Source organism: Serratia sp. G204Y (assembly GCF_051172435.1).
GTDB lineage: Bacteria > Pseudomonadota > Gammaproteobacteria > Enterobacterales > Enterobacteriaceae > Serratia > Serratia sarumanii.
The window spans coordinates 1,468,996-1,487,407 of record NZ_JBPIZA010000001.1 but is presented as its reverse complement, the minus strand read 5'-3'; the positions used below and the strand labels follow the sequence as shown (position 1 = coordinate 1,487,407).

21 protein-coding genes are annotated in these 18,412 nt (G+C 60.7%); 7 read left to right on the top strand and 14 right to left on the bottom strand.

Annotated elements, in window-relative coordinates; all coding sequences use genetic code 11:
• The first annotated feature begins 301 nt into the window (after positions 1–301).
• Positions 302–1,162, top strand: a complete 861-nt coding sequence (gene pdxY / locus ACSBQQ_RS07140; protein ID WP_060420856.1) for a pyridoxal kinase PdxY — start codon at positions 302–304, stop codon at positions 1,160–1,162.
• A 39-nt stretch (positions 1,163–1,201) separates the two neighbouring features.
• On the opposite strand, the gene gstA is transcribed toward pdxY, so the two are convergent.
• The 4 genes from gstA to ACSBQQ_RS07120 form a co-directional block, all read right to left on the bottom strand.
• Positions 1,202–1,807 carry a glutathione transferase GstA gene (gene gstA, locus ACSBQQ_RS07135; protein ID WP_033638396.1) on the bottom strand — a complete coding sequence of 202 codons (606 nt, stop codon included), beginning with the start codon at positions 1,805–1,807 and terminating at the stop codon, positions 1,202–1,204.
• Positions 1,808–1,899: 92 nt separating this feature from the next.
• On the bottom strand, positions 1,900–2,784 hold the full coding sequence (dapA, locus tag ACSBQQ_RS07130) for a 4-hydroxy-tetrahydrodipicolinate synthase (RefSeq protein ID WP_060428179.1): 885 nt from the start codon (positions 2,782–2,784) through the stop codon (positions 1,900–1,902).
• A gap of 361 nt (positions 2,785–3,145) precedes the next feature.
• A complete protein-coding gene (locus ACSBQQ_RS07125) occupies positions 3,146–3,409 on the bottom strand; it encodes a DUF3811 domain-containing protein (RefSeq protein ID WP_004938373.1) in 264 nt (87 codons plus the stop codon).
• A gap of 95 nt (positions 3,410–3,504) precedes the next feature.
• Complete coding sequence (locus tag ACSBQQ_RS07120) at positions 3,505–4,200, bottom strand: HD domain-containing protein (RefSeq protein ID WP_079656471.1); 696 nt, start codon at positions 4,198–4,200, stop codon at positions 3,505–3,507.
• 201 nt (positions 4,201–4,401) lie between these two features.
• Between ACSBQQ_RS07120 and ACSBQQ_RS07115 the strand changes: the two genes are divergently transcribed.
• Positions 4,402–4,794, top strand: a complete 393-nt coding sequence (locus tag ACSBQQ_RS07115; protein WP_033648196.1) for a nuclear transport factor 2 family protein — start codon at positions 4,402–4,404, stop codon at positions 4,792–4,794.
• Here the strand turns inward: ACSBQQ_RS07115 and ACSBQQ_RS07110 are convergent.
• The gene (locus ACSBQQ_RS07110) at positions 4,791–5,060 is read right to left on the bottom strand and encodes a hypothetical protein (protein WP_004938382.1); all 270 of its coding nucleotides are present in this window, start codon (positions 5,058–5,060) and stop codon (positions 4,791–4,793) included. The genes ACSBQQ_RS07115 and ACSBQQ_RS07110 overlap by 4 nt on opposite strands.
• Before the next feature lie 275 nt (positions 5,061–5,335).
• Between ACSBQQ_RS07110 and ACSBQQ_RS07105 the strand changes: the two genes are divergently transcribed.
• Positions 5,336–5,716, top strand: coding sequence for a nuclear transport factor 2 family protein (locus ACSBQQ_RS07105; RefSeq protein ID WP_033638401.1), 381 nt, complete (start codon positions 5,336–5,338; stop codon positions 5,714–5,716).
• Positions 5,717–5,723: 7 nt separating this feature from the next.
• On the opposite strand, the gene ACSBQQ_RS07100 is transcribed toward ACSBQQ_RS07105, so the two are convergent.
• Positions 5,724–6,104, bottom strand: coding sequence for a RidA family protein (locus ACSBQQ_RS07100; RefSeq protein ID WP_033654780.1), 381 nt, complete (start codon positions 6,102–6,104; stop codon positions 5,724–5,726).
• 182 nt (positions 6,105–6,286) lie between these two features.
• On the opposite strand from ACSBQQ_RS07100, the gene ACSBQQ_RS07095 reads away from it, so the two are divergent.
• The gene (locus ACSBQQ_RS07095; RefSeq protein ID WP_033654766.1) at positions 6,287–7,141 is read left to right on the top strand and encodes an aminoglycoside phosphotransferase family protein; all 855 of its coding nucleotides are present in this window, start codon (positions 6,287–6,289) and stop codon (positions 7,139–7,141) included.
• Here ACSBQQ_RS07095 and ACSBQQ_RS07090 read toward each other — a convergent pair.
• Both ACSBQQ_RS07090 and ACSBQQ_RS07085 read right to left on the bottom strand, forming a co-directional pair.
• Entirely contained in the window at positions 7,106–7,609 is a 504-nt protein-coding gene (locus ACSBQQ_RS07090; protein WP_033638403.1) for a cupin domain-containing protein, read from the bottom strand. The two genes, ACSBQQ_RS07095 and ACSBQQ_RS07090, sit on opposite strands and share 36 nt — an antisense overlap.
• Before the next feature lie 100 nt (positions 7,610–7,709).
• Positions 7,710–8,897, bottom strand: coding sequence for a benzoate/H(+) symporter BenE family transporter (locus tag ACSBQQ_RS07085; RefSeq protein ID WP_033638404.1), 1,188 nt, complete (start codon positions 8,895–8,897; stop codon positions 7,710–7,712).
• Between the two features lie 115 nt (positions 8,898–9,012).
• On the opposite strand from ACSBQQ_RS07085, the gene ACSBQQ_RS07080 reads away from it, so the two are divergent.
• Both ACSBQQ_RS07080 and ACSBQQ_RS07075 read left to right on the top strand, forming a co-directional pair.
• Positions 9,013–9,576, top strand: coding sequence for a helix-turn-helix domain-containing protein (locus ACSBQQ_RS07080; protein WP_033638405.1), 564 nt, complete (start codon positions 9,013–9,015; stop codon positions 9,574–9,576).
• Between the two features lie 194 nt (positions 9,577–9,770).
• Positions 9,771–11,864 carry a prolyl oligopeptidase family serine peptidase gene (locus ACSBQQ_RS07075; RefSeq protein ID WP_060428177.1) on the top strand — a complete coding sequence of 698 codons (2,094 nt, stop codon included), beginning with the start codon at positions 9,771–9,773 and terminating at the stop codon, positions 11,862–11,864.
• A 77-nt stretch (positions 11,865–11,941) separates the two neighbouring features.
• On the opposite strand, the gene dtpA is transcribed toward ACSBQQ_RS07075, so the two are convergent.
• The 6 genes from dtpA to ACSBQQ_RS07045 all read right to left on the bottom strand — a co-directional run bounded on the left by dtpA (position 11,942) and on the right by ACSBQQ_RS07045 (position 17,462).
• A complete protein-coding gene (dtpA, locus tag ACSBQQ_RS07070; protein ID WP_033638407.1) occupies positions 11,942–13,456 on the bottom strand; it encodes a dipeptide/tripeptide permease DtpA in 1,515 nt (504 codons plus the stop codon).
• A gap of 604 nt (positions 13,457–14,060) precedes the next feature.
• Positions 14,061–14,702, bottom strand: coding sequence for an endonuclease III (nth, locus tag ACSBQQ_RS07065; RefSeq protein WP_019455952.1), 642 nt, complete (start codon positions 14,700–14,702; stop codon positions 14,061–14,063).
• Positions 14,702–15,400 carry an electron transport complex subunit E gene (locus tag ACSBQQ_RS07060; protein WP_033638408.1) on the bottom strand — a complete coding sequence of 233 codons (699 nt, stop codon included), beginning with the start codon at positions 15,398–15,400 and terminating at the stop codon, positions 14,702–14,704. Before ACSBQQ_RS07060 ends, nth begins: the two co-directional genes overlap by 1 nt.
• On the bottom strand, positions 15,397–16,026 hold the full coding sequence (rsxG, locus tag ACSBQQ_RS07055) for an electron transport complex subunit RsxG (RefSeq protein ID WP_033638409.1): 630 nt from the start codon (positions 16,024–16,026) through the stop codon (positions 15,397–15,399). Before rsxG ends, ACSBQQ_RS07060 begins: the two co-directional genes overlap by 4 nt.
• Before the next feature lie 9 nt (positions 16,027–16,035).
• The gene (rsxD, locus tag ACSBQQ_RS07050) at positions 16,036–17,121 is read right to left on the bottom strand and encodes an electron transport complex subunit RsxD (RefSeq protein ID WP_033638411.1); all 1,086 of its coding nucleotides are present in this window, start codon (positions 17,119–17,121) and stop codon (positions 16,036–16,038) included.
• On the bottom strand, positions 17,118–17,462 hold the full coding sequence (locus ACSBQQ_RS07045) for a hypothetical protein (protein WP_125875309.1): 345 nt from the start codon (positions 17,460–17,462) through the stop codon (positions 17,118–17,120). Before ACSBQQ_RS07045 ends, rsxD begins: the two co-directional genes overlap by 4 nt.
• A gap of 24 nt (positions 17,463–17,486) precedes the next feature.
• Between ACSBQQ_RS07045 and ACSBQQ_RS07040 the strand changes: the two genes are divergently transcribed.
• Positions 17,487–18,380 carry a helix-turn-helix domain-containing protein gene (locus tag ACSBQQ_RS07040; RefSeq protein ID WP_039566349.1) on the top strand — a complete coding sequence of 298 codons (894 nt, stop codon included), beginning with the start codon at positions 17,487–17,489 and terminating at the stop codon, positions 18,378–18,380.
• Positions 18,381–18,412 lie beyond the last annotated feature (32 nt).

The following is an 18,412-nucleotide window of genomic DNA, read 5'->3' as shown; positions in this document are numbered from 1 at the left end:
GGTTGTCCTCTGTGTAAAAGCACTGCGGCGAAAGGCTCGATACTGGGGCAACCCTTTAGTGGCAGTCCACTATCGTAAATATCTTGGCGTGGATCGGGTTTTTCTCTCTGTCGAAGCCATGGCTGCAGGCTCGCGGCTTTTTTTGGATCGGACTTTTCGCTACAATATGCCGCCGTCGAAAGCATAAAAATCCCTCTCATTTCTTGTTTTTAACAGCGCCGGCATGACGTTTTAGCGTCGTGCACCCATTATCATTTCGCCGCGGGCTGATGCACACGGCATGGCGAGGTCAGTTGTTCCGATGAAAAACATTCTTTCTATCCAGTCGCACGTGGTGTTTGGTCACGCCGGCAACAGTGCGGCTGAATTCCCGATGCGCCGCATGGGCGTCAATGTCTGGCCGCTGAACACGGTGCAGTTCTCCAACCATACGCAATACGGCCAGTGGACCGGCTGCGTCATGCCTGCCAGCCACCTGACCGAGATCGCGCAGGGTATTGCCAATATCGAGCAGCTGCAACGCTGTGATGCGGTGCTGAGCGGTTATATCGGTTCGCCGGAGCAGGGCGATCATATTCTGGAGATCGTGCGTCAGGTTAAGCAGGCGAACCCGAACGCCTGGTATTTCTGCGATCCGGTGATGGGGCATCCGGAAAAGGGCTGCATCGTGGCGCCGGGCGTGGCCGAGTTTCACTGCCGCCAGGCGCTGCCGTGCAGCGACATGGTGGCGCCGAACCTGCTGGAGTTGGAGATGCTGAGCCAGATGGCCGTCGCCAACGTGGCCGACGCGGTGCAGGCCGCCCGCGTGCTGATCGCCAAGGGGCCGCGGCTGGTGCTGGTCAAGCACCTGGCCCGCGCCGGCTATCACGCCGACTGCTTCGAAATGCTGCTGGTGACGGCGGACGAGGCCTGGCACATCAGCCGGCCGCTGGTGGACTTCGGCGCGCGTCAACCGGTTGGCGTCGGTGATTTGACCAGCGGTCTGCTGCTGGTGGATCTGCTGAAGGGCGAGGCGCTGGACAAAGCGCTGGAGCACGTGACCGCCGCCGTGTATGAGGTGATGCTGACCACGCAGGAGATGGGCGAATACGAACTGCAGGTGGTGGCGGCGCAGGATCGGATCGTGCAGCCGCTCAGCGAATTCAAAGCGGTAAAGCTGTAAGTGCATCGAGCCCCGGCGACAGCCGCCGGGGCTGAAACTTTACTTCAATCCTTCGGCGTTCAGCGCCGCATCTACCGCCGGGCGCGCCGCAACGCGATCGAACCAGGCCGCCAGATGGGCGTGCTTGCGCACGTCGAACTGCAGGGCGAACGCCCAACGCAACACGGTGAACAGGTAGGCGTCGGCTACGCTGAAACGGCTTCCCAACAGGAAGTGCTGCTTCGCCAGCACCGAATCCAGATAGCTGAACTGCTGCTCCAGCTTGGCGCGCGCGATGGTTTGGTATTCCTCGGGCGTTTTCGGGTTGAACAGCGGGCTGAACCCTTTGTGCAGTTCGGTGGCGATGTAGTTCAGCCATTCGATCGCGTGGTAGCGCGACAGGGTGCCCGCCGCCGGGATCAGGTTGCGATCGGGCACGCGGTCCGCCAGGTATTGCACGATCGCCACGCCTTCTGTCAGCAGGCTGCCGTCATCCAGCAGCAGCGCCGGTACCTGTCCCTTGGGGTTGATGGCGAGGTAATCGGCGCCGCTCTCGGTCTTCTTCTGCGCCAGATCGACCTTCTCCGCCGTAAAATCCAGCCCTGCCTCACGCAGCACGATATGCGGGGACAGCGAACAGGCGCCGGCTTTATAGAACAGTTTCATCGGAAGCTCCTTGTTGATGACGAATGACGGGCATGCTTAACCTCTCATCGTAGTCCCATAGCGCCAAAATTACAGCGGCTTAGCTAACAAATTTAACCGATGATCGCCTCGGCGGGCTGCAGCTGCGTCAGCGTTGCGGCGATCTGCTGTTGCAACGCCTGCGGCGCTACCTGCATCGGCGAGCGCAGCTCGTTGGCGATCAGCCCCTGCTGAGCCAGCACCGTCTTGACCGGCGCCGGATTCGGGAAGCTGAACATCTGGTGGATCATCGGCAGCAGCTCATAGAAGTTGCTGCGCGCCGCGGCCAAATCGCCGGCGGCGACCTGCTGCACCAGCTGCACGAAACGTTCCGGGTGAACATGCGCGGCGGCGGAGATGGCACCGGTGCCGCCGAGGCACAGCGTGGTGAGGATCAGATTGTCTTCCCCGGTCATCACATCGATTTCGCCGTCGGCGATCAGCGCCATGGTGGCGTCAGGATTGCCGCCGCAGTCCTTGATGGCGGTGATGCGCGGATGGCGCGCGAGCCGGCGCAATGTGGCCAGCTCCATGGCGATGCCGGTGCGCTGCGGAATGTTGTACAGGATCACCGGCACGCTGGAGGCGTCGGCCAACTGGGTGAAATAATCGATCAGGCCGCATTGCGAAGGGCGGATGTAGTAAGGCGCCGGGATCAGCACGCCGGCGATGTCGCGCAGCTGAATGGCCTGCTGCATCTGCAGCGTGGCGGCCATGTTATTGCCGGAAAGGCCCATCACGACCTGGTGTGCGGGCGCCACTTCCAGCACGGCGTCGAGCACCGCCAGCTGTTCTTCTTTGCTCAGCGCGGCGGCTTCACCGGTGGAGCCGCAGACCACCAGGCCATTGATGCCGGCGTCGAGCAGGTGCCGCGCCAGGCGTTTCACCGCCGGCAAATCGACGGCATCGTGATTGAAAGGGGTAACCATCGCCACCCAAATACCCGAAAATGAGGCCATAAAATATTCCTTCTGTGTGACCGACAGAGAAGCCAGATGAGAAAATTGAAGGCGGGGCGTTGCGCGCCATCCAGTCAGCTCATCTGACGGGACAGCTCGCCCCGGTCAAATGAGCGTCTGTTTCTTCGATTTAACCGCCGCCAAATCGCCAACGGGCAACGCAGGTGTTATCAGAAAGTCGGCGTTGCGTGGGTAGGCCATGGCGGTCTCGTGAAAAGGGGAAGTGGGGTGATAATGAATATTCTTCATCAGGCTGTCAATTTACAACAGATTGATAACATTGTTATTCATGATTCGGTAGCGAGGATGAGTTTGGCTAATAAATAAAAATCCCCGCAGCGGCGGGGAGAGTTTGGCCGGCTCAGCGCGGCGGGCGGGAGCCGATGGTGGCGGACCAACTGAAGGTGTCGCCGCTCGGCCGATAGCGGTTGGCCTTGCGTTCTGCACGCTCCGCCTTGGCGAGCTTCGCTCTGGCGGCCATGATGCGCGCCACCACTTCATCCTTGACCTTGTGCTGTTCGGCGTTGGTCAGCGGCCTGCCGTGGCTCTTGCGCGCCTTGTCCAGTTCGGTTTTCACTTCCCGCTGTTCGCTTTCCGTCATCTCTTTCAACGTCAACTTTTTCATCTTTGCCGCCCGTTCGGTGAAGTTGACCTACAGTTTAGCGGCGTTATGTGACCGAAAATGTTATGGGCATAACGAAAATGCCTGGTAAGCCGGCATTACACCTCTTCCAGCAGATCGTCGACAAAGCGCCGCATGCGTTCGGTGCGCTGCTCGGCCATGTGCCGCCCGGCGGCGGTCTGGAAGCCGTCTTGCAGTTTGAACAGCTTGGTTTCGAAGTGATCCAGGCTGAAACGCTTGTCGTCGTATTGGCGATGCTCGGCCCGCGGGTCGGCGGCGTCGTACAGCGCGCTGCGCATGCGGCCGCCGATATAGAAGCAGCGCGCCACGCCGATCAGGCCGATGGCGTCGAGGCGATCGGCATCCTGCAGGATCTTCGCCTCCAGCGTTTGCGGGGGGATGCCGGCGGAAAAACTGTGCGCTTCGATGGCGTGAGCCACCGCCGCGATATCCGCCGGCGCCCATTCCAGCCGGGTCAGCGTCAGCGTGGCTTGCTCCGCCGCCATGCGTGAGGCCAGATGGCGCTGCGGCGAATTCTTTTCCACCGCGACGGCGTCGTGCAGCAGCACCGCCGCACAGAGAATGCGCCGGTCGCCGCCTTCCAGCTTGCTGATCCGGCGGCAGTTCTTCCAGACCCGGTGCAGATGCGCCACGTCATGCGAACCGTCGTCCGACTCGAGGGTGAGCGGCAACAGCGTTTGCGCCAGCGCCTGGTAGGGGGAAAAAGGTTGTAACAGCTCTTGCGTCAGCGAGGGTAAAGACACGTTCAGCTCCTGTTGGGGGAAATCGGTCAATCAGCATAGCCGCGCCGGATGCCGGGAGAATGACAGCAAAACGGCTATTGTTTACTAAAGTGCAACCCACTATTGTCATAACTGCGGTTTTTGCAGCGAAACAAGCAACCTAGAATAGCCGCATTCCGCCGTCTCCGCTTGGTGAGAGCCTGTGTCCGCGGAGATGGCCGGAATATCCTCATCAGCCATGGGAGAAGATATATGCCAACCCCTCTTGAAATAGTGCGCGCAACCTATGAAGGCAGCTCCGAAGAAAACGGCCGTAATCTGCTGGCGGCGCTGGCCCCCGATGCCGAGTGGACCGAAGCCGCCGGTTTCCCCTACGCCGGTACCTATATCGGCCCGGAGAACATCATCAAGAACGTGCATCAGCGCCTGGGCAGCGAATGGCAAGGTTACCGCGCCGATGTCGACCACTTTTACGACGCCGGCGACAATGTGATCGCTCAAGGTTTTTATCACGGCACCTACCGGGCCACCGGCAAATCCTTCAACGCCTCTTTTGCGCATATTTATACGCTGCGCGGCGGCAAAATCGTGAAGTTCGTGCAGATTGTCGACAGCGCCAAAGTGCTGGAAGCGATGCAGCCTTAATCGCCGCTGCGCTTGCCGAATTTGCGGTCGAACTCGCGCCGGTAACCCCGGGCCTTGTTGCGATCGCGGATCCACAGATAGCCGCACACCAGCGCAACCGCTCCCGAGAAGGTGACGTTGCGCATATCCCGGTCATACCAAAACACCAACAGCGCATCCAGCGCCGCAATCAGCGCGATCCATTTATACATATGGGATTGACGCCGCGTGGCGGCGTTGAGTCGCTTTAACTGTCTGGCTTCGTCCAACACCGGTTTTTGCTGCATAGCGTTTCGTTATCATCAGGCTGTTCACGCTAAATTAGCAGAATTTCCCTAACCGCCGCAAAGATTAACGCGCGGTGCCATGCGGTTTTCCCCGCCGCTGGCGCGGGGCAGAAAATTTATGCCGGACGCTTGAATTGTCCATTGGGCGTGGTAGGTTATTTATTCGCTATTTTTGGGTTTTTATTCAGCACTCGCCGTGTCATCAAGCTGCAGCACCGGGCGGTTAACGTGATGGGTTCGATACATGCGGCGATTAACTTCGGCAGGAGGATGTGATGAACGATAAAACGGCACGCCCGCAGGATGTGGTTCAGCAACAGCTTGACGCCTATAACGCCCGCGACATCGACGCCTTCATGGCCTGCTGGGCGGACGACGCGCAGTATTACGAGCATCCCGACACGCTGCTGGCCAGCGGCAAGGCGGCGATCCGCGAACGGCATCTGGTGCGTTTCCAGGAGCCGAGTCTGTACGGTGAACGGATAAAACGCATGGCGGTGGGGAACATGGTGGTCGATCAGGAAGTGGTGACGCGTAACTTCCCGCAGGGGCGCGGCAAAATGGATGTCATCGCCATTTACGAAGTGGAACAGGGGCGGATCGCCAAAGCCTGGTTCAAGATCGGCCCCTGCGTGCCGGATGAGGGCGCGCTCTAGCCCCGCATTATTGCAACGCCATCACCGCTTCTATCTCTACGCACACCTGCGGTGAAAACAACGCGCTGACCGCCATCAGTGAACAGGCCGGCAGCGCGCCATCGAAATAGTCAAACAGCACCGGGCGCACGCCCGCCAGATCGGCGATGTCGGTCAGGAACACGCTGATTTTAATCAACGCTTTAAGATTAACGCCTTCGCTGGCGGCGATAGTGGCTAACTGCTCGAGGATCTCTTGCGTTTGCTCCGGCGCGCTCAAGCCTTGCGCGTCGGTGGCGAAGGCCGTCAATCCCGACACGTACAGGCGATCGCCGTGGCGCACCGCATGCACATAGGGGCCGCCCGGCGTAGGCAACTGCGGATAATTCGTGCGTTTTAATAATGTCATGATCAAACCCCGCGCAAGACCGGTTAATAAAATCGACAAACTTGGTTAGGATACTGAGGAAACGGCGGCCAGACGCCGCGCACCGATGATATTTGAGAGTATCATCCTTCTTTATTTTATACGCCCTCTCTCACCAGAATGTGACAGTGTGGCGCAGCTCGGCCACAAGGACGCATGAGACGATGAACCCGCTTTTTACTCCCTACCTGCAACGCTGGCAACTGGAACAGGACGGCAAAGCCTTCGAAACCCACAGCAGTCTGCTGATGCCGGTGCGTTACCGGGGCGAGGCGGCGATGCTGAAGATCGCCCGCGAGCAGGAGGAGCGCTTCGGTGGCCAACTGATGTGCTGGTGGCGCGGGGAAGGCGCCGCGCAGGTGCTGGCGTGGCATGACGACGGCATTCTGCTGGAGCGCGCGCAGGGTGAAGGCTCGTTGGCGCAGCTGGTGCGTGACGGCGACGATGAGCAGGCCACGCAAATCCTGTGCCGGGCGATCGCCGCCTTGCATGCGCCGCGAGCGGAACCGTTGCCCGAGCTGATCCCGCTGCAGGAGTGGTTCAGCTCACTGTGGCCGGCGGCGCAGGCGCACGGCGGCATGCTGCGTCTCTGTGCCACGGCGGCAGCAGAATTGCTGCACAGCCCGCGAGAAGAGAGCGTGCTGCACGGCGATATTCACCATGACAACGTGCTGGACTTCGGCGAACGCGGCTGGCTGGCGATCGATCCCAAGCGTTTGTATGGCGAACGGGGCTTCGACTACGCCAATATCTTCTGCAATCCCAACTATGGCATCGCCACCGATCCGGCCATTTTCCAGCGCCGCGTGGAACAGGTCTGTCGCTTGGCCGGGCTGGAGCGCCGGCGCTTGCTGCAATGGATCCTGGCCTGGTCGGGGCTGTCCGCCGCCTGGTTCATGGAAGACGGGCAGGCGGCGGACATCGACTTTCGCGTCGCTGAGCTGGCGGCGCGCGCGCTGGATCTCCCGCTGCCGGGCGGCGACTCAGGGTTCATCCTGCCAGTAATCGAGCGAGGTTGAAGGGCGCTGCAGGTAGCGCACCTGCTGGCCGTCTGCGCCGCGCGCCATCGCCTGGTATTTGCCGGAATCCGGGTACATCACCAGCTCCGGCTGCTCGCGCGTGCTGACGGACAGGTACTTCAGTGGCGCATCGGAGGTGTTGATGATCTGGTGCGGGTATTCCGGGCCCGGCGGAATGAAGATGACATCCCCGCTGACGATCGGCAGCATTTCTCCGGCCACCCGCAGCGTACCGCTGCCTTCCAGAATGATGAACATTTCCTCCTGAGCGTAGTGAAAATGGTAGGGGCAGGAGCGCATACCCGGCGCGACACAATCGAAAGAGGCGCCCAGCTTGTCGGCGGCGGTGCCGGTGCCGAGGCGAGCGCCGACGCTGTCATACAGCGGCGGCCGCCGATCGTGCCGCTTATCTACTCGTTCGACATTGCGTATCAGGCGCTGAGCCAACAGCGCAGCTTTCTCAGTCATAGGCTTCCTTGGTGACGGCGTCACTTATTTTGTGAATTGATCTCAAGACGACAGAGAAAGTGAAGGCGCCATGGCGGCACTTGTCAATGTAGACCGCCCGTTATGCTTGGCTTGTTCGCTGCGGCAGCGACAGCAGCAGATGGGCGATCGCGCCGCCGACGATGCCCCAGAAGGCCGAACCGATGCCCAGTAACGTGACGCCGGAGGCGGTGATGAGGAAGGCGATCAGCGCCGCGTCGCGCTGTTTCTCATCATGCAGCGCGCGCTGCAGGCTGCCGCCGATGGTGCCGAGCAGCGCCAGCCCGGCGATGGTGTGGATCAGGGCGAGGGGCAGCGCGCTGAACAGCAGGCCGATGGCGCCGCCGAACAGCCCGGCCAACAGGTAGAAGCCGCCGGCGGCCACCGCGCCCATATAGCGGCGCTGCGGATCGGGATGCACGTCCGGGCCCATGCAGATGGCGGCGGTGATCGCGGCGATGCACACCGAGAATCCGCCGAACGGCGCCAGCAGCAGCGCGGTGAGCGCCGTCCAGGCGATCAGCGGTGACGTAGGCACGCGGTAGCCCGCCGCCTGCAGCGTGGCGATGCCGGGCGCATTCTGCGAAGCCATGGTCACCACGAAGAACGGCACGCCGATGCCCAGCAGCGTCGGCCAACTGAAGTGCGGCGCGATAAATTCCGGCATGGCAAACGCCGGCGCGTGTTGCGCCGGCTGGATATTGCCCTGCAGCGCGGCGATCGCCAGCCCGGCCGCCAGCGTCAGCACGATGGCGTAGCGCGGCAGATAACGGCGGCTGAGCAGATAGGCCAGCCCCATGCCGGCGCTCAGCGGGAAATTGAGCTGCAGCGAAGCGAAGGCGTCCAGCCCGAAACGCAGCAGGATCCCCGCCAGCATCGCGGCGGAAATCGCCTGCGGAATATAGTCCATCAGGCGGGCGAACAGCCCGGTGACGCCGCACAGCAGGATCAGGCCGGAAGCGAAGATAAACACCCCGATCGCCTCGTTGATCGGCGTGCCGGGCAGGCTGGTGACCAACAGCGCCGCACCGGGCGTCGACCAGGCGGTGAGGATAGGCGTGCGATAGTAAAGCGACAGTCCCAGCGAGGTGACGCCCATCGCGATCCCCAGCGCGCTCAGCCAGCCGCCGATCTGCGCCGGTGTGGCGCCCGCGGCGGCGGCGGCCTGGAAAATGATCGCGGCAGAGCTGGTGTAACCCACCAGAACGGCGACAAAGCCGGCCATGACGGCGGGCAGGGTCAGATGGCGCAGGGAGAGGGCTGGGCGCATGAGAAGCTCCAATTGGTGGTTGTGCGTTATAACGCACGATGAGAAATCAGCATAGCACCGTGCGCTATAGCGCACAAGCGGGTATAATCGGGCTCGACACGCAGAGGAGAACTGGATGCAGGAACTTGCCGGCCATTTGGCACACACCCTTCGCACGCTGCGCGCACAGCGCGGTTGGAGCCTGACGCAGGCGGCGGAATACACCGGCGTCAGCAAGGCGATGCTCGGGCAGATCGAACGCGGCGAGTCCAGCCCGACGGTGGCGACACTGTGGAAGATCGCCACCGGTTTCAACGTGGCGTTCTCCGCCTTTCTCGAGGCTTCTCCCGCGCAGCAGCAGGCGACGCTGCACCGCTACGGCGATCTGCCGGTCTACGATCAGGACAACGCCGACATGCGCGTAGTGCCGCTGTTTCCCTACGATCGCCAGCTGGGTTTCGATATGTTCGTCATCGATCTTGCGCCGGGCGCGCTCAGCGAATCGTCGCCCCATGAGCCGGGCGTGATCGAGCATGTGATCGTGATCAGCGGCCGGTTGGAGTTGGCGATAGACGGCGAATGGCACAGCCTGGCCGCCGGCGAGGCGATGCGCTTTCAGGCCGATCGGCCACACGCTTACCGCAACGCCAGTTCACAAACGGTGCGCATCCACGATCTGATCCACTATCCTCAATCCTGACTCAACGCGGCGGCCGTGGGCTTTGACTCCGCGCCGCCAAACGCCTACCTTGTTGAAAATGACTCTTATTTCACAGGCTGTCGCCCACGACGGGGCGGCGTTGCAGCCGACTCAAAAGGAGCTTGATTTTGCCGGTCACCAATCGACGTCAGTTTATTAAACTCAGTGCGCAAACCGCAGGAGCCGTATTCGCGATGACTTCATTACCCAACAGTATCCGCCTGGCGATGGCGGCGGAGGGCGGCGCGGCCGCCGGCGATGAATTCCTGTGGCTGGAGGAGCTGCAGGGTAAAAAAGCGCTGCAATGGGTGCAGCAGGAAAATCAGCGCTCCGTGGCGCGTTTCGGCCAGGGCGAAGACTTTCAGCGCATTGAGCGCGAGGTGCTGGATATCCTCAATAAAGACACCCAGATCCCGTGGGTGAGCAAGCGCGGCGAGTACTATTACAACTTCTGGCAGGACCAGGCCAACCCGCGCGGCCTGCTGCGGCGCACCACGCTGGACGAGTACCGCAAGGCCAAACCGGCCTGGGAAACGGTGCTGGATATCGATGCGTTGGGCAAGGCGGAGGGCAAGGATTGGGTTTATCAGGGCTCGCAGCCGCTGGCGCCGGAATACCGCTATTGCCTGATGCAGCTGTCGCCGGACGGCGGCGACGCCACCGAAATCCGCGAATTCGATCTGGTGGCCAAACGCTTCGTCAAGGACGGCTTCAACGTACCGGTGGCGAAAAGCCGGGTTTCCTGGGTCGATCGGGACACGTTGTTCATCGCCACCGATTTCGGCCCCGGCTCGATGACCCAGTCCGGTTACGCGCGCATCGCCAAACGCTGGCGGCGCGGCACGCCGCTGAGCGCCGCCGAAACGCTGTACGAAGCGCAGCCTGAGGACATGGCGGTCTTCGCCTATCACGATCGCACGCCGGGCTTTGAGCGCGATTTCGTCGGCCGCAGCCTGGATTTCTATCGCCGCGACTACTTCTTGCTGGCTCAGGACGGCCGGCAGATCAAAATCGACATCCCGGCGGACGCCGAGCTGGATACGCACCGTGAATGGCTGCTGATTAAACCGAGCAGCGACTGGGAGGTGGGCGGCAAGCGCTATCCGTCCGGCGCGCTGCTGGCGGCCAACTTCGATGACTATCTGGCGGGCAAGCGCGAGCTGCAGTCGCTGTTTACCCCAACGGCGGAGCAGGCGCTGAGCGGCTACAGCGGCACCCGCGATCACCTGATCCTCAGCATCATGGATAACGTGGTCAACCGGCTGGAAGTGCTGACGCCGAAGGGCGGCAGCTGGCAACGTCGCCCGCTGGGCAACCCCGGCGCCATCAGCACCATTTCCGCCGGCGGCATCGACGAAGAGAGCAACGCCTATTTCTTGACCGTCAGCGGGTTCCTGCAGCCGACCTCGCTGTACATGGGCAATCTCGACGGCGGTGAGGCGACGCTGCTGAAACAGGCGCCGCAGGATTTTGACGCGTCAGGCTACCAGGTGAGCCAGCATTTTGCGCGCTCCAAGGACGGTACCCGCGTGCCGTATTTCCAGATTGCCGCCAAAGATCTCAAACCGGATGGCAGCACGCCGACGCTGCTGTATGGCTACGGCGGGTTTGAAGTGCCGCTGCTGCCGGGCTATCTCGGCGGCAAGGCGCCGGCCTGGCTGGAGCGCGGCGGGGTGTACGTGGTGGCCAACATCCGCGGCGGCGGCGAATACGGCCCGGCCTGGCACCAGGCGGCGCTCAAGCAGAATCGCCATCGCGCCTACGAGGATTTCGCCGCCGTGGCCGAAGATCTCATCGCACGCAAGGTGACCTCGGCGCCGCATCTGGGCGCGCGCGGCGGCAGCAACGGCGGCCTGTTGGTGGGCAATATGCTGACGCTGTATCCGCAGCTGTTCGGCTGCATCGTCTGCGAAGTGCCGCTGCTGGACATGCAGCGTTATACGCAGCTTTCCGCCGGCGCGTCGTGGATCGCCGAATACGGTGACCCGAGCAAGCCGGAGCAGTGGGCTTATATCAAAACCTTCTCGCCGTACCACAACATTCAGGCGAAAACGGCCTATCCGCCGGTGCTGTTCTATACCGCGACCAGCGACGATCGGGTCAACCCGGCCCACGCCCGCAAAATGGCCGCGCGCATGCAGGCGATGGGGTATCAGCAGGCTTATTTCTACGAGAATACCGAAGGCGGGCACAGCGCCGCCGCCGACAAGCAACAGGCGGCGTTCCACAGCGCATTGGTGAGCGAGTTCATGTGGGCCAACCTGAGCGGCAAACCCAAGTCAGCGTAAGCCTTTTTCTTGCAGGCATAAAAAAACACCGGGGCGTTAACTCCGGTGTTTTTATTTACGTCTCAATCTGCCGGCGATCAGCGAGCCGCGGTGGCTTCCTGTGCTTTCTGATTGGCGTCTTCGGTGGTGTCCAGCGTCATGCGGTACAGCTTCGGCGCGGTCAGCATCATCAGGATAGCGATGACGGCGGTGACGATACCGATCTGCATAAACACATGGCTGTAGATGGCCAGCGAAGCGTGCGCGTCGTTGATGTCGCTCGGGACGGCGGTCAGACCGGCAACCTTACCGGCGATCAGCGCGGCGGCGGCGGTAGTCAGGAACCAGGAGCCCATGATGAAGCCCATCAGACGCTGCGGCACCAGCTGCGCCACCATCGCCAGGCCCAGGCCGGAAATCATCAGCTCGCCGATGCTCTGCAGCGCGTAGCTCAGGATCAGCCAGTTGACCGACACGATGCCCTGTTCGTTGGCGAAGCTGGCGCCCCACGGCAGCACCAGGAAGGCGCAGGAGCAGAGGATCATGCCGAAAGCGAACTTGTGCGGCATCGGCAGGCGATCGCCCATTTTGTTATACAGCGCCGCCAGAATCGGGCTGGCGAGCATGATCCAGAACGGGTTCAGCGCCTGATACTGCTCCGGCTCGAAGGCGACGCCGAAGATGCTGTGTTCCACGTTGTGGATGGCGAAGAAGTTCAGCGAGGTTGGCATCTGGCTGTACAGCACGAAGAACACCACCGCTTCCAGCATCAGCAGGAAGGCGACGATCATCTTGCGGCGAGCGGCGCCGTGCAGGGCGAAGGTTTCCTTGGCGAACACCAGAACGATGCCGGCGGAAACCAGGGCCAGCGCCCAGCGTGCGATCACCTGGTTGTGCAGCAGCCAACTGGACACGGCGATCAACGCCACGATGCCAACCAGCACCATCAGCAGTTTCGGCAGATGCAGCGGCTTGAAGTCAGGCTTGGAACCGTTTTCCTTCACCCACTTGCGGCACATCATAAAGTTGACCAGGGTGATCAGCATGCCGACCACGCTCAGCGAGAATGCCACGCTCCAGCCGTATTTCGCCGCCAGCCACGGAGTGGCCAGCATAGAGAAGAAGGAGCCGATGTTCACCGACATGTAATACATGGTGAAGGCACCGTCGAGACGCGGATCGTCTTTCTCATAGCAGGTGGACAACAGGGAGGACGGGTTGGCCTTGAACAGGCCGCTGCCCACGGCGATGGTCGCCATGCCCATGTAGACCCAGAAGATGTCGTGGCCGGAGTAGGCCACCATGGCGTAACCGGCGGCCAGCACCAGCGCGCCGAGCACGATCACGCGTTTGGCGCCCAGCACTTTGTCGCCCAGCCAGCCGCCGATGGCGACGAAGCCGTATACCAGGGCGCTGAAGGAAGAGAACAGGGTGATGGAGTCGGCTTCGCTCATGCCGAGCATCTTGACCAGATAAACCGCCATGATGCCCTGCAGGCCGTAGTAGCCGAAACGCTCCCACAGTTCGATCGAGAAGATCAGATAGAACGCTTTCGGCTGTTTGAACGCGTTAAGGCTAACGCTCTCCGGATGTTGGTTGTTTGCTGTTGACACTGGTACCTCTGTTTTTTCGCAGCCCGTCTTTGGAGGACGGGAAAGTACAAAAGTTGATGCGGAACGGCATCCTTTTGCGTTGTTATAGGATGGGGACGGCGGTTAATGTTCACTATCTTTGTCAACGAGGCAAGCAGTTTGTCATATTCGGTTACATTTAACGCCCGCAGGATTATGCGGCGATGTTGCAAATGTTATGCAGTATTAACTTTCGGGTTTTAATGGTTTGCCGATTTTTTGTTTTGATTAAAAGCTATACGAATTTTAAACAGGGATATATTCTGCTGAATTGCTATTTTTTAGCGCATCAGTGTAGGTGAGGTTATTAATCCGTTGGAATGTTGTGTATATGGCGCATTTTGTAAAATTATAGAAATTTGGGAAAACGGGGCTGGCATTTGTGAACGCCTTGTGATCCTGAAAGCGTGACGTTCACCGCAATTTTCGACTAATTTTTCGCTTGAAAATAACACGGCACTGAGTTTTTCACTGAAAACCTCGAAATTGCCGGGGTTACTGCTGCGCGATATCACATTTCCGATAAAAAAGAGGCGCTGGCGGGGGGAGAGGTGGCGACGGGTGCGGTTTGCCGCACCCAACAGACTCAGGATTCCGGATAAACCTTTTCTTTATACTCGCACAGGTCTTCGATAATGCAGGAGCCACAGCGCGGTTTGCGCGCGATGCAGGTGTAGCGCCCGTGCAGGATCAGCCAGTGGTGGCAATCGACCTTGAATTCAGCGGGCACCACCTTCAACAGCTTCTCTTCCACCTGATCGACGTTCTTGCCTGGCGCGAAGTGAGTGCGGTTGCACACCCGGAAGATGTGGGTGTCCACGGCGATGGTCGCCCAGCCGAAGGCGGTATTGAGCACCACGTTGGCGGTCTTGCGGCCGACGCCCGGCAGCGCTTCCAGCGCGGCGCGATCTTCCGGCACTTCGCCGCCGTGCAGCTCCAGCAGCATGCGGCAGGTTTTGATCACGTTTTCGGCCTTGCTGTTGAACAGGCCAATGGTCTTGATGTACTCCTTGACGCCATCAACCCCCAGCGCCAGCATGGCGGCGGGGGTGTTGGCGACCGGATAAAGCTTGGCGGTCGCCTTGTTGACGCTGACGTCGGTGGCCTGTGCGGACAGCAATACCGCGATCAGCAGTTCAAACGGCGTGGTGTACACCAGCTCGGTGGTCGGGTGCGGGTTGTTGTCGCGCAGCCGGGTCAGAATTTCCAGTCGCTTCTGCTTGTTCATCAGGCCTTCTCAGCACGTCCTTGTTCCAGCAGCGGTTCCACCGCCACGGCGCGGGCTTTGCGCGCCTTCATTTTTTCGTCGATCAGATACTTGACCGCCAGCAGCAGCCCCAGGCCGATAAAGGCGCCCGGCGGCAACATGGCCAGCAGGAATGGGCTGTCGAAATGCACCACTTCGATGCGCAGCGACTTGGCCCAGCCGCCCAGCAGCTGGTCGGCGCCGTCGAACAGCGTGCCGTTGCCCAACAGTTCTCGCATCGAGCCCAGCGTCACCATCACGCCGGTGGCGCCGAGGCCGATCGCCAGACCGTCCAGCGCCGAGAGGCCGACCGGTTTTCGCGCCGCCACCGCTTCGGCACGGCCGACCACGATGCAGTTGGTCACGATCAACGGAATAAAGATCCCGAGCGACTGATACAAACCGAAGGCATAGGCGTTGATCAGCATCTGCACGATGCTCACCACCGCGGCGATGATCATTACGTAGATCGGAATACGCACTTCGCTCGGCACCCAGCGGCGCACCGCGGAAATCGAGGCGTTGGTCAAGACCAAAACCAGGGTGGTGGCCAACCCCAGGCCGAGCGCGTTGGTGACGGTGGAGGTCACCGCCAGCAGCGGGCACATGCCCAGCAGCTGCACCAGGGCGGAGTTGTTCTTCCACAACCCCTGGACGATCAATTCTTTGGCTTCACTCATTCGGCGGCTCCACACGCAGGTAAGCTTTCAAGTTTAGGCGGCAGCGTTTCCATATACAACGCCGTGCGGCGCACCGCATTGACCACTGCACGCGGGGTGATGGTAGCGCCGGTGAACTGATCGAACATACCGCCGTCTTTCTTCACCGCCCAGCGCTTATCGTCCGGGCCTTCGATTTTCTTGCCGCTGAAGAAGGAAATCCAGTCGGAAATGCGCAGTTCGATTTTGTCCCCCAGCCCCGGGGTTTCGTGGTGTTCAATCACGCGGGTGCCGAGCACCGTGCCGTTGAAATCGGCGCCGACCAGCAGCTTGATGGCGCCGGAGTAGCCGTCCGGCGCGGTGGTTTCCAGCGCGGCGGCGGTCGGTTGCCCGTTTTTGCGCGCCAGGTACAAGCGGTGCGGCGCGCCGTCGCCCAGCGCCGGATCGCTGACCAGGAAGCATTCGTTCTGCATAATGTTGTCGTAGTTTTCCGGCGGCACCACCTGATCGAGCAGCGCTTTTTGCTGCAGCGCCGCCTGATGGGCGATGGTGCCTTTCGTCAAGGTATAGACCACGGCGGTCAGGCCGGTGGTGACCGCCGCGAACACCGCCAGCGTGGTGCCGTGCTTTCTCATGGAATTCAGCATGGCGGCTCCTCAGCGATGGCCGTACACGCGCGGCTGCGTGTAGTGGTCGATTAACGGGACGGTGATGTTGGCGAGCAGCACCGCGAAAGCCACGCCGTCGGGGTAGCCGCCATAGACGCGGATCAGCCAGACCAGTACGCCGATCAGCGCGCCGTAGATCAGGCGGCCCTTCGGCGTGGTGGAGGCGCTGACCGGATCGGTGGCGATAAAGAACGCGCCCAGCATGCTGGCGCCGGAGAACAGGTGGATCAGCGGCGAAGCCTGATGCGCCGGATCGATCCACCAGGCAAGGCCGGAGCAGAAGGCGATGGCGGCCAACATGCTGAAAGGGATTTGCCAATGGATCAGGCGCCGCGCCAGCATAAACAGGCCGCCGGCCAGGAAGCCGAGGTTGACCCATTGCCAGCCGATGCCGGCCAGCGCGCCGCCGAACAGCGGCTGCTGTAACACCTGTTCCACGCTGTGGCCGCTGCGCAGGCCGGTTTTGAAGCCGTCGAGCGGCGTGGCCTGGCTGATGCCGTCCACGCCCATCTGCAGTTCGTGCAGCGTCGCGCCTTGCGAGGTATGGCCGCTGAAAATGGCCAGCAGCGTGTCGTGGAGCGACAGCGCGGTGGCGCGCAGCTCATCCGGCGGCAGCCAGCTGGTCATCTGTACCGGGAAGGAGATCAGCAGCACCACGTAACCGACCATCGCCGGGTTGAACGGGTTCTGCCCGAGGCCGCCGTACAGCTGCTTGGCGATGACGATGGCGAAGAAGGTACCGATAACGATCATCCACCACGGGGCCAGCGGCGGCAGGCTGATGCCGAGCAGCAGCGCGGTCAGCAGGGCGGAGTTATCCGCCAGCCGGCTGCGCACCGGCAGCTTGCGCAGCCTGAGGATCGCGCCTTCTGCGGCCAGCGCGACGATCGCCGCCAGCGCCACCTGAATCAATACGCCGTAGCCGAAGAACCAAATCTGCGCCGCGATGCCGGGAATGCACGCCAACATCACCCACAGCATGATGCGGCTGGTGCTTTGCTGGTTGTGGGTGAACGGCGAGCTGGCGATGTGTAAGCCTTTGGCGGCTGTGGGTGATACCGGCCTGAACTTCATAGAGTAACGATACCTTCTGCGCCGCGCCTGCGGCAGTTTCGATGCGCCGAATTGCGGGCGCGGCAAAAATAATAGCCGAGCATTCTACCTGATTCGATGCGAGGGTAATACGCCTTAATGATAGGGGTATTCGGCTTTCCGCGCATCTGGCGATCGGGACGGCGCGATTTGATTTTTTTTTGGCCGGAAAATGGGCTAACGTGAGGAATTGTCAGTGGAACTTGTGCCGCCATCGACCGCAATAAATGGGTTAACCGTATGAATGAAATATCATTTTTCACCAGATTTCCGCACAAAATAACAACTTTCACATAATCCGTGTAGGTTACTATCGCGAACATTATTGAGTCAGTGAACCCATAATAATGACAAATGAAGACATTTTTTTTATTGAAGAGCTAATTGAGTGGGTGGAGATACATCTGGAGAAACGGCCAAACCTGGATGAAGTCGCGCGTATTTCGGGCTATTCCAAGTGGCATCTGCAGCGTAAATTCAAGCGTATTACCGGCATTCAACTCGCCACCTACATCCGTTCGCGTATCCTGACGCGCGCCGCGGTGGCGCTGCGCATTACTCGTCGCTCGATCATCGACATCTCCGATGAGCTGGGCTTCGACTCTCAGCAGACCTTTACCCGCATGTTCAAGCAGCGCTTCGGCACCACGCCCAATCGCTACCGATCGATGACGCACTGGGACGTGAAAAACCTGATGCCGCGCTTTAACTTCGATGCCAGCTACGGCGCCGGTTATTACCCGGAAGTGAAGCGGCTGACGCTGCCCGAGATGCAGTTGGTCGGTTTCACGCGCCGGCTGGATTTCGCCTCCGAACAGGAGCTGGAGTACTCTTCCTGCATGGCGATGAAGGACGAGATTTTCAACGACTTCTTCAAGGGGCTGCACGTCGACTGTCGGCGGATTTACAGCATCTACTCCCCTCATGCCGGGGAGGGCGACGAGCTCTCATCCACGCTGGTGATGGCGGTCGATCCTGAACACAAAAAAGATATTCTTTCCAACTATCAAATCGACACTTTCCATCTGCCGAGCCGCGAGTTTATCTCCATCAACCATAAGGGTTCGGCGAAAGAGTGTTTGCAGTTTTTCGGCTACCTGATGTCGCATGTAATGCCGGGGCTGAAGGATGAAGTGCGCGGCAGTATGGAAATGGAGATCATTCAAACCAAAGAGTGGAATCCGGAATCCAAACTGCGCCAGATTGATGTGGATTACACCTACCTGATCTCTATCGATTAAACGGCGCCGGCGTCAGCCAGGCGCCGCTGTCA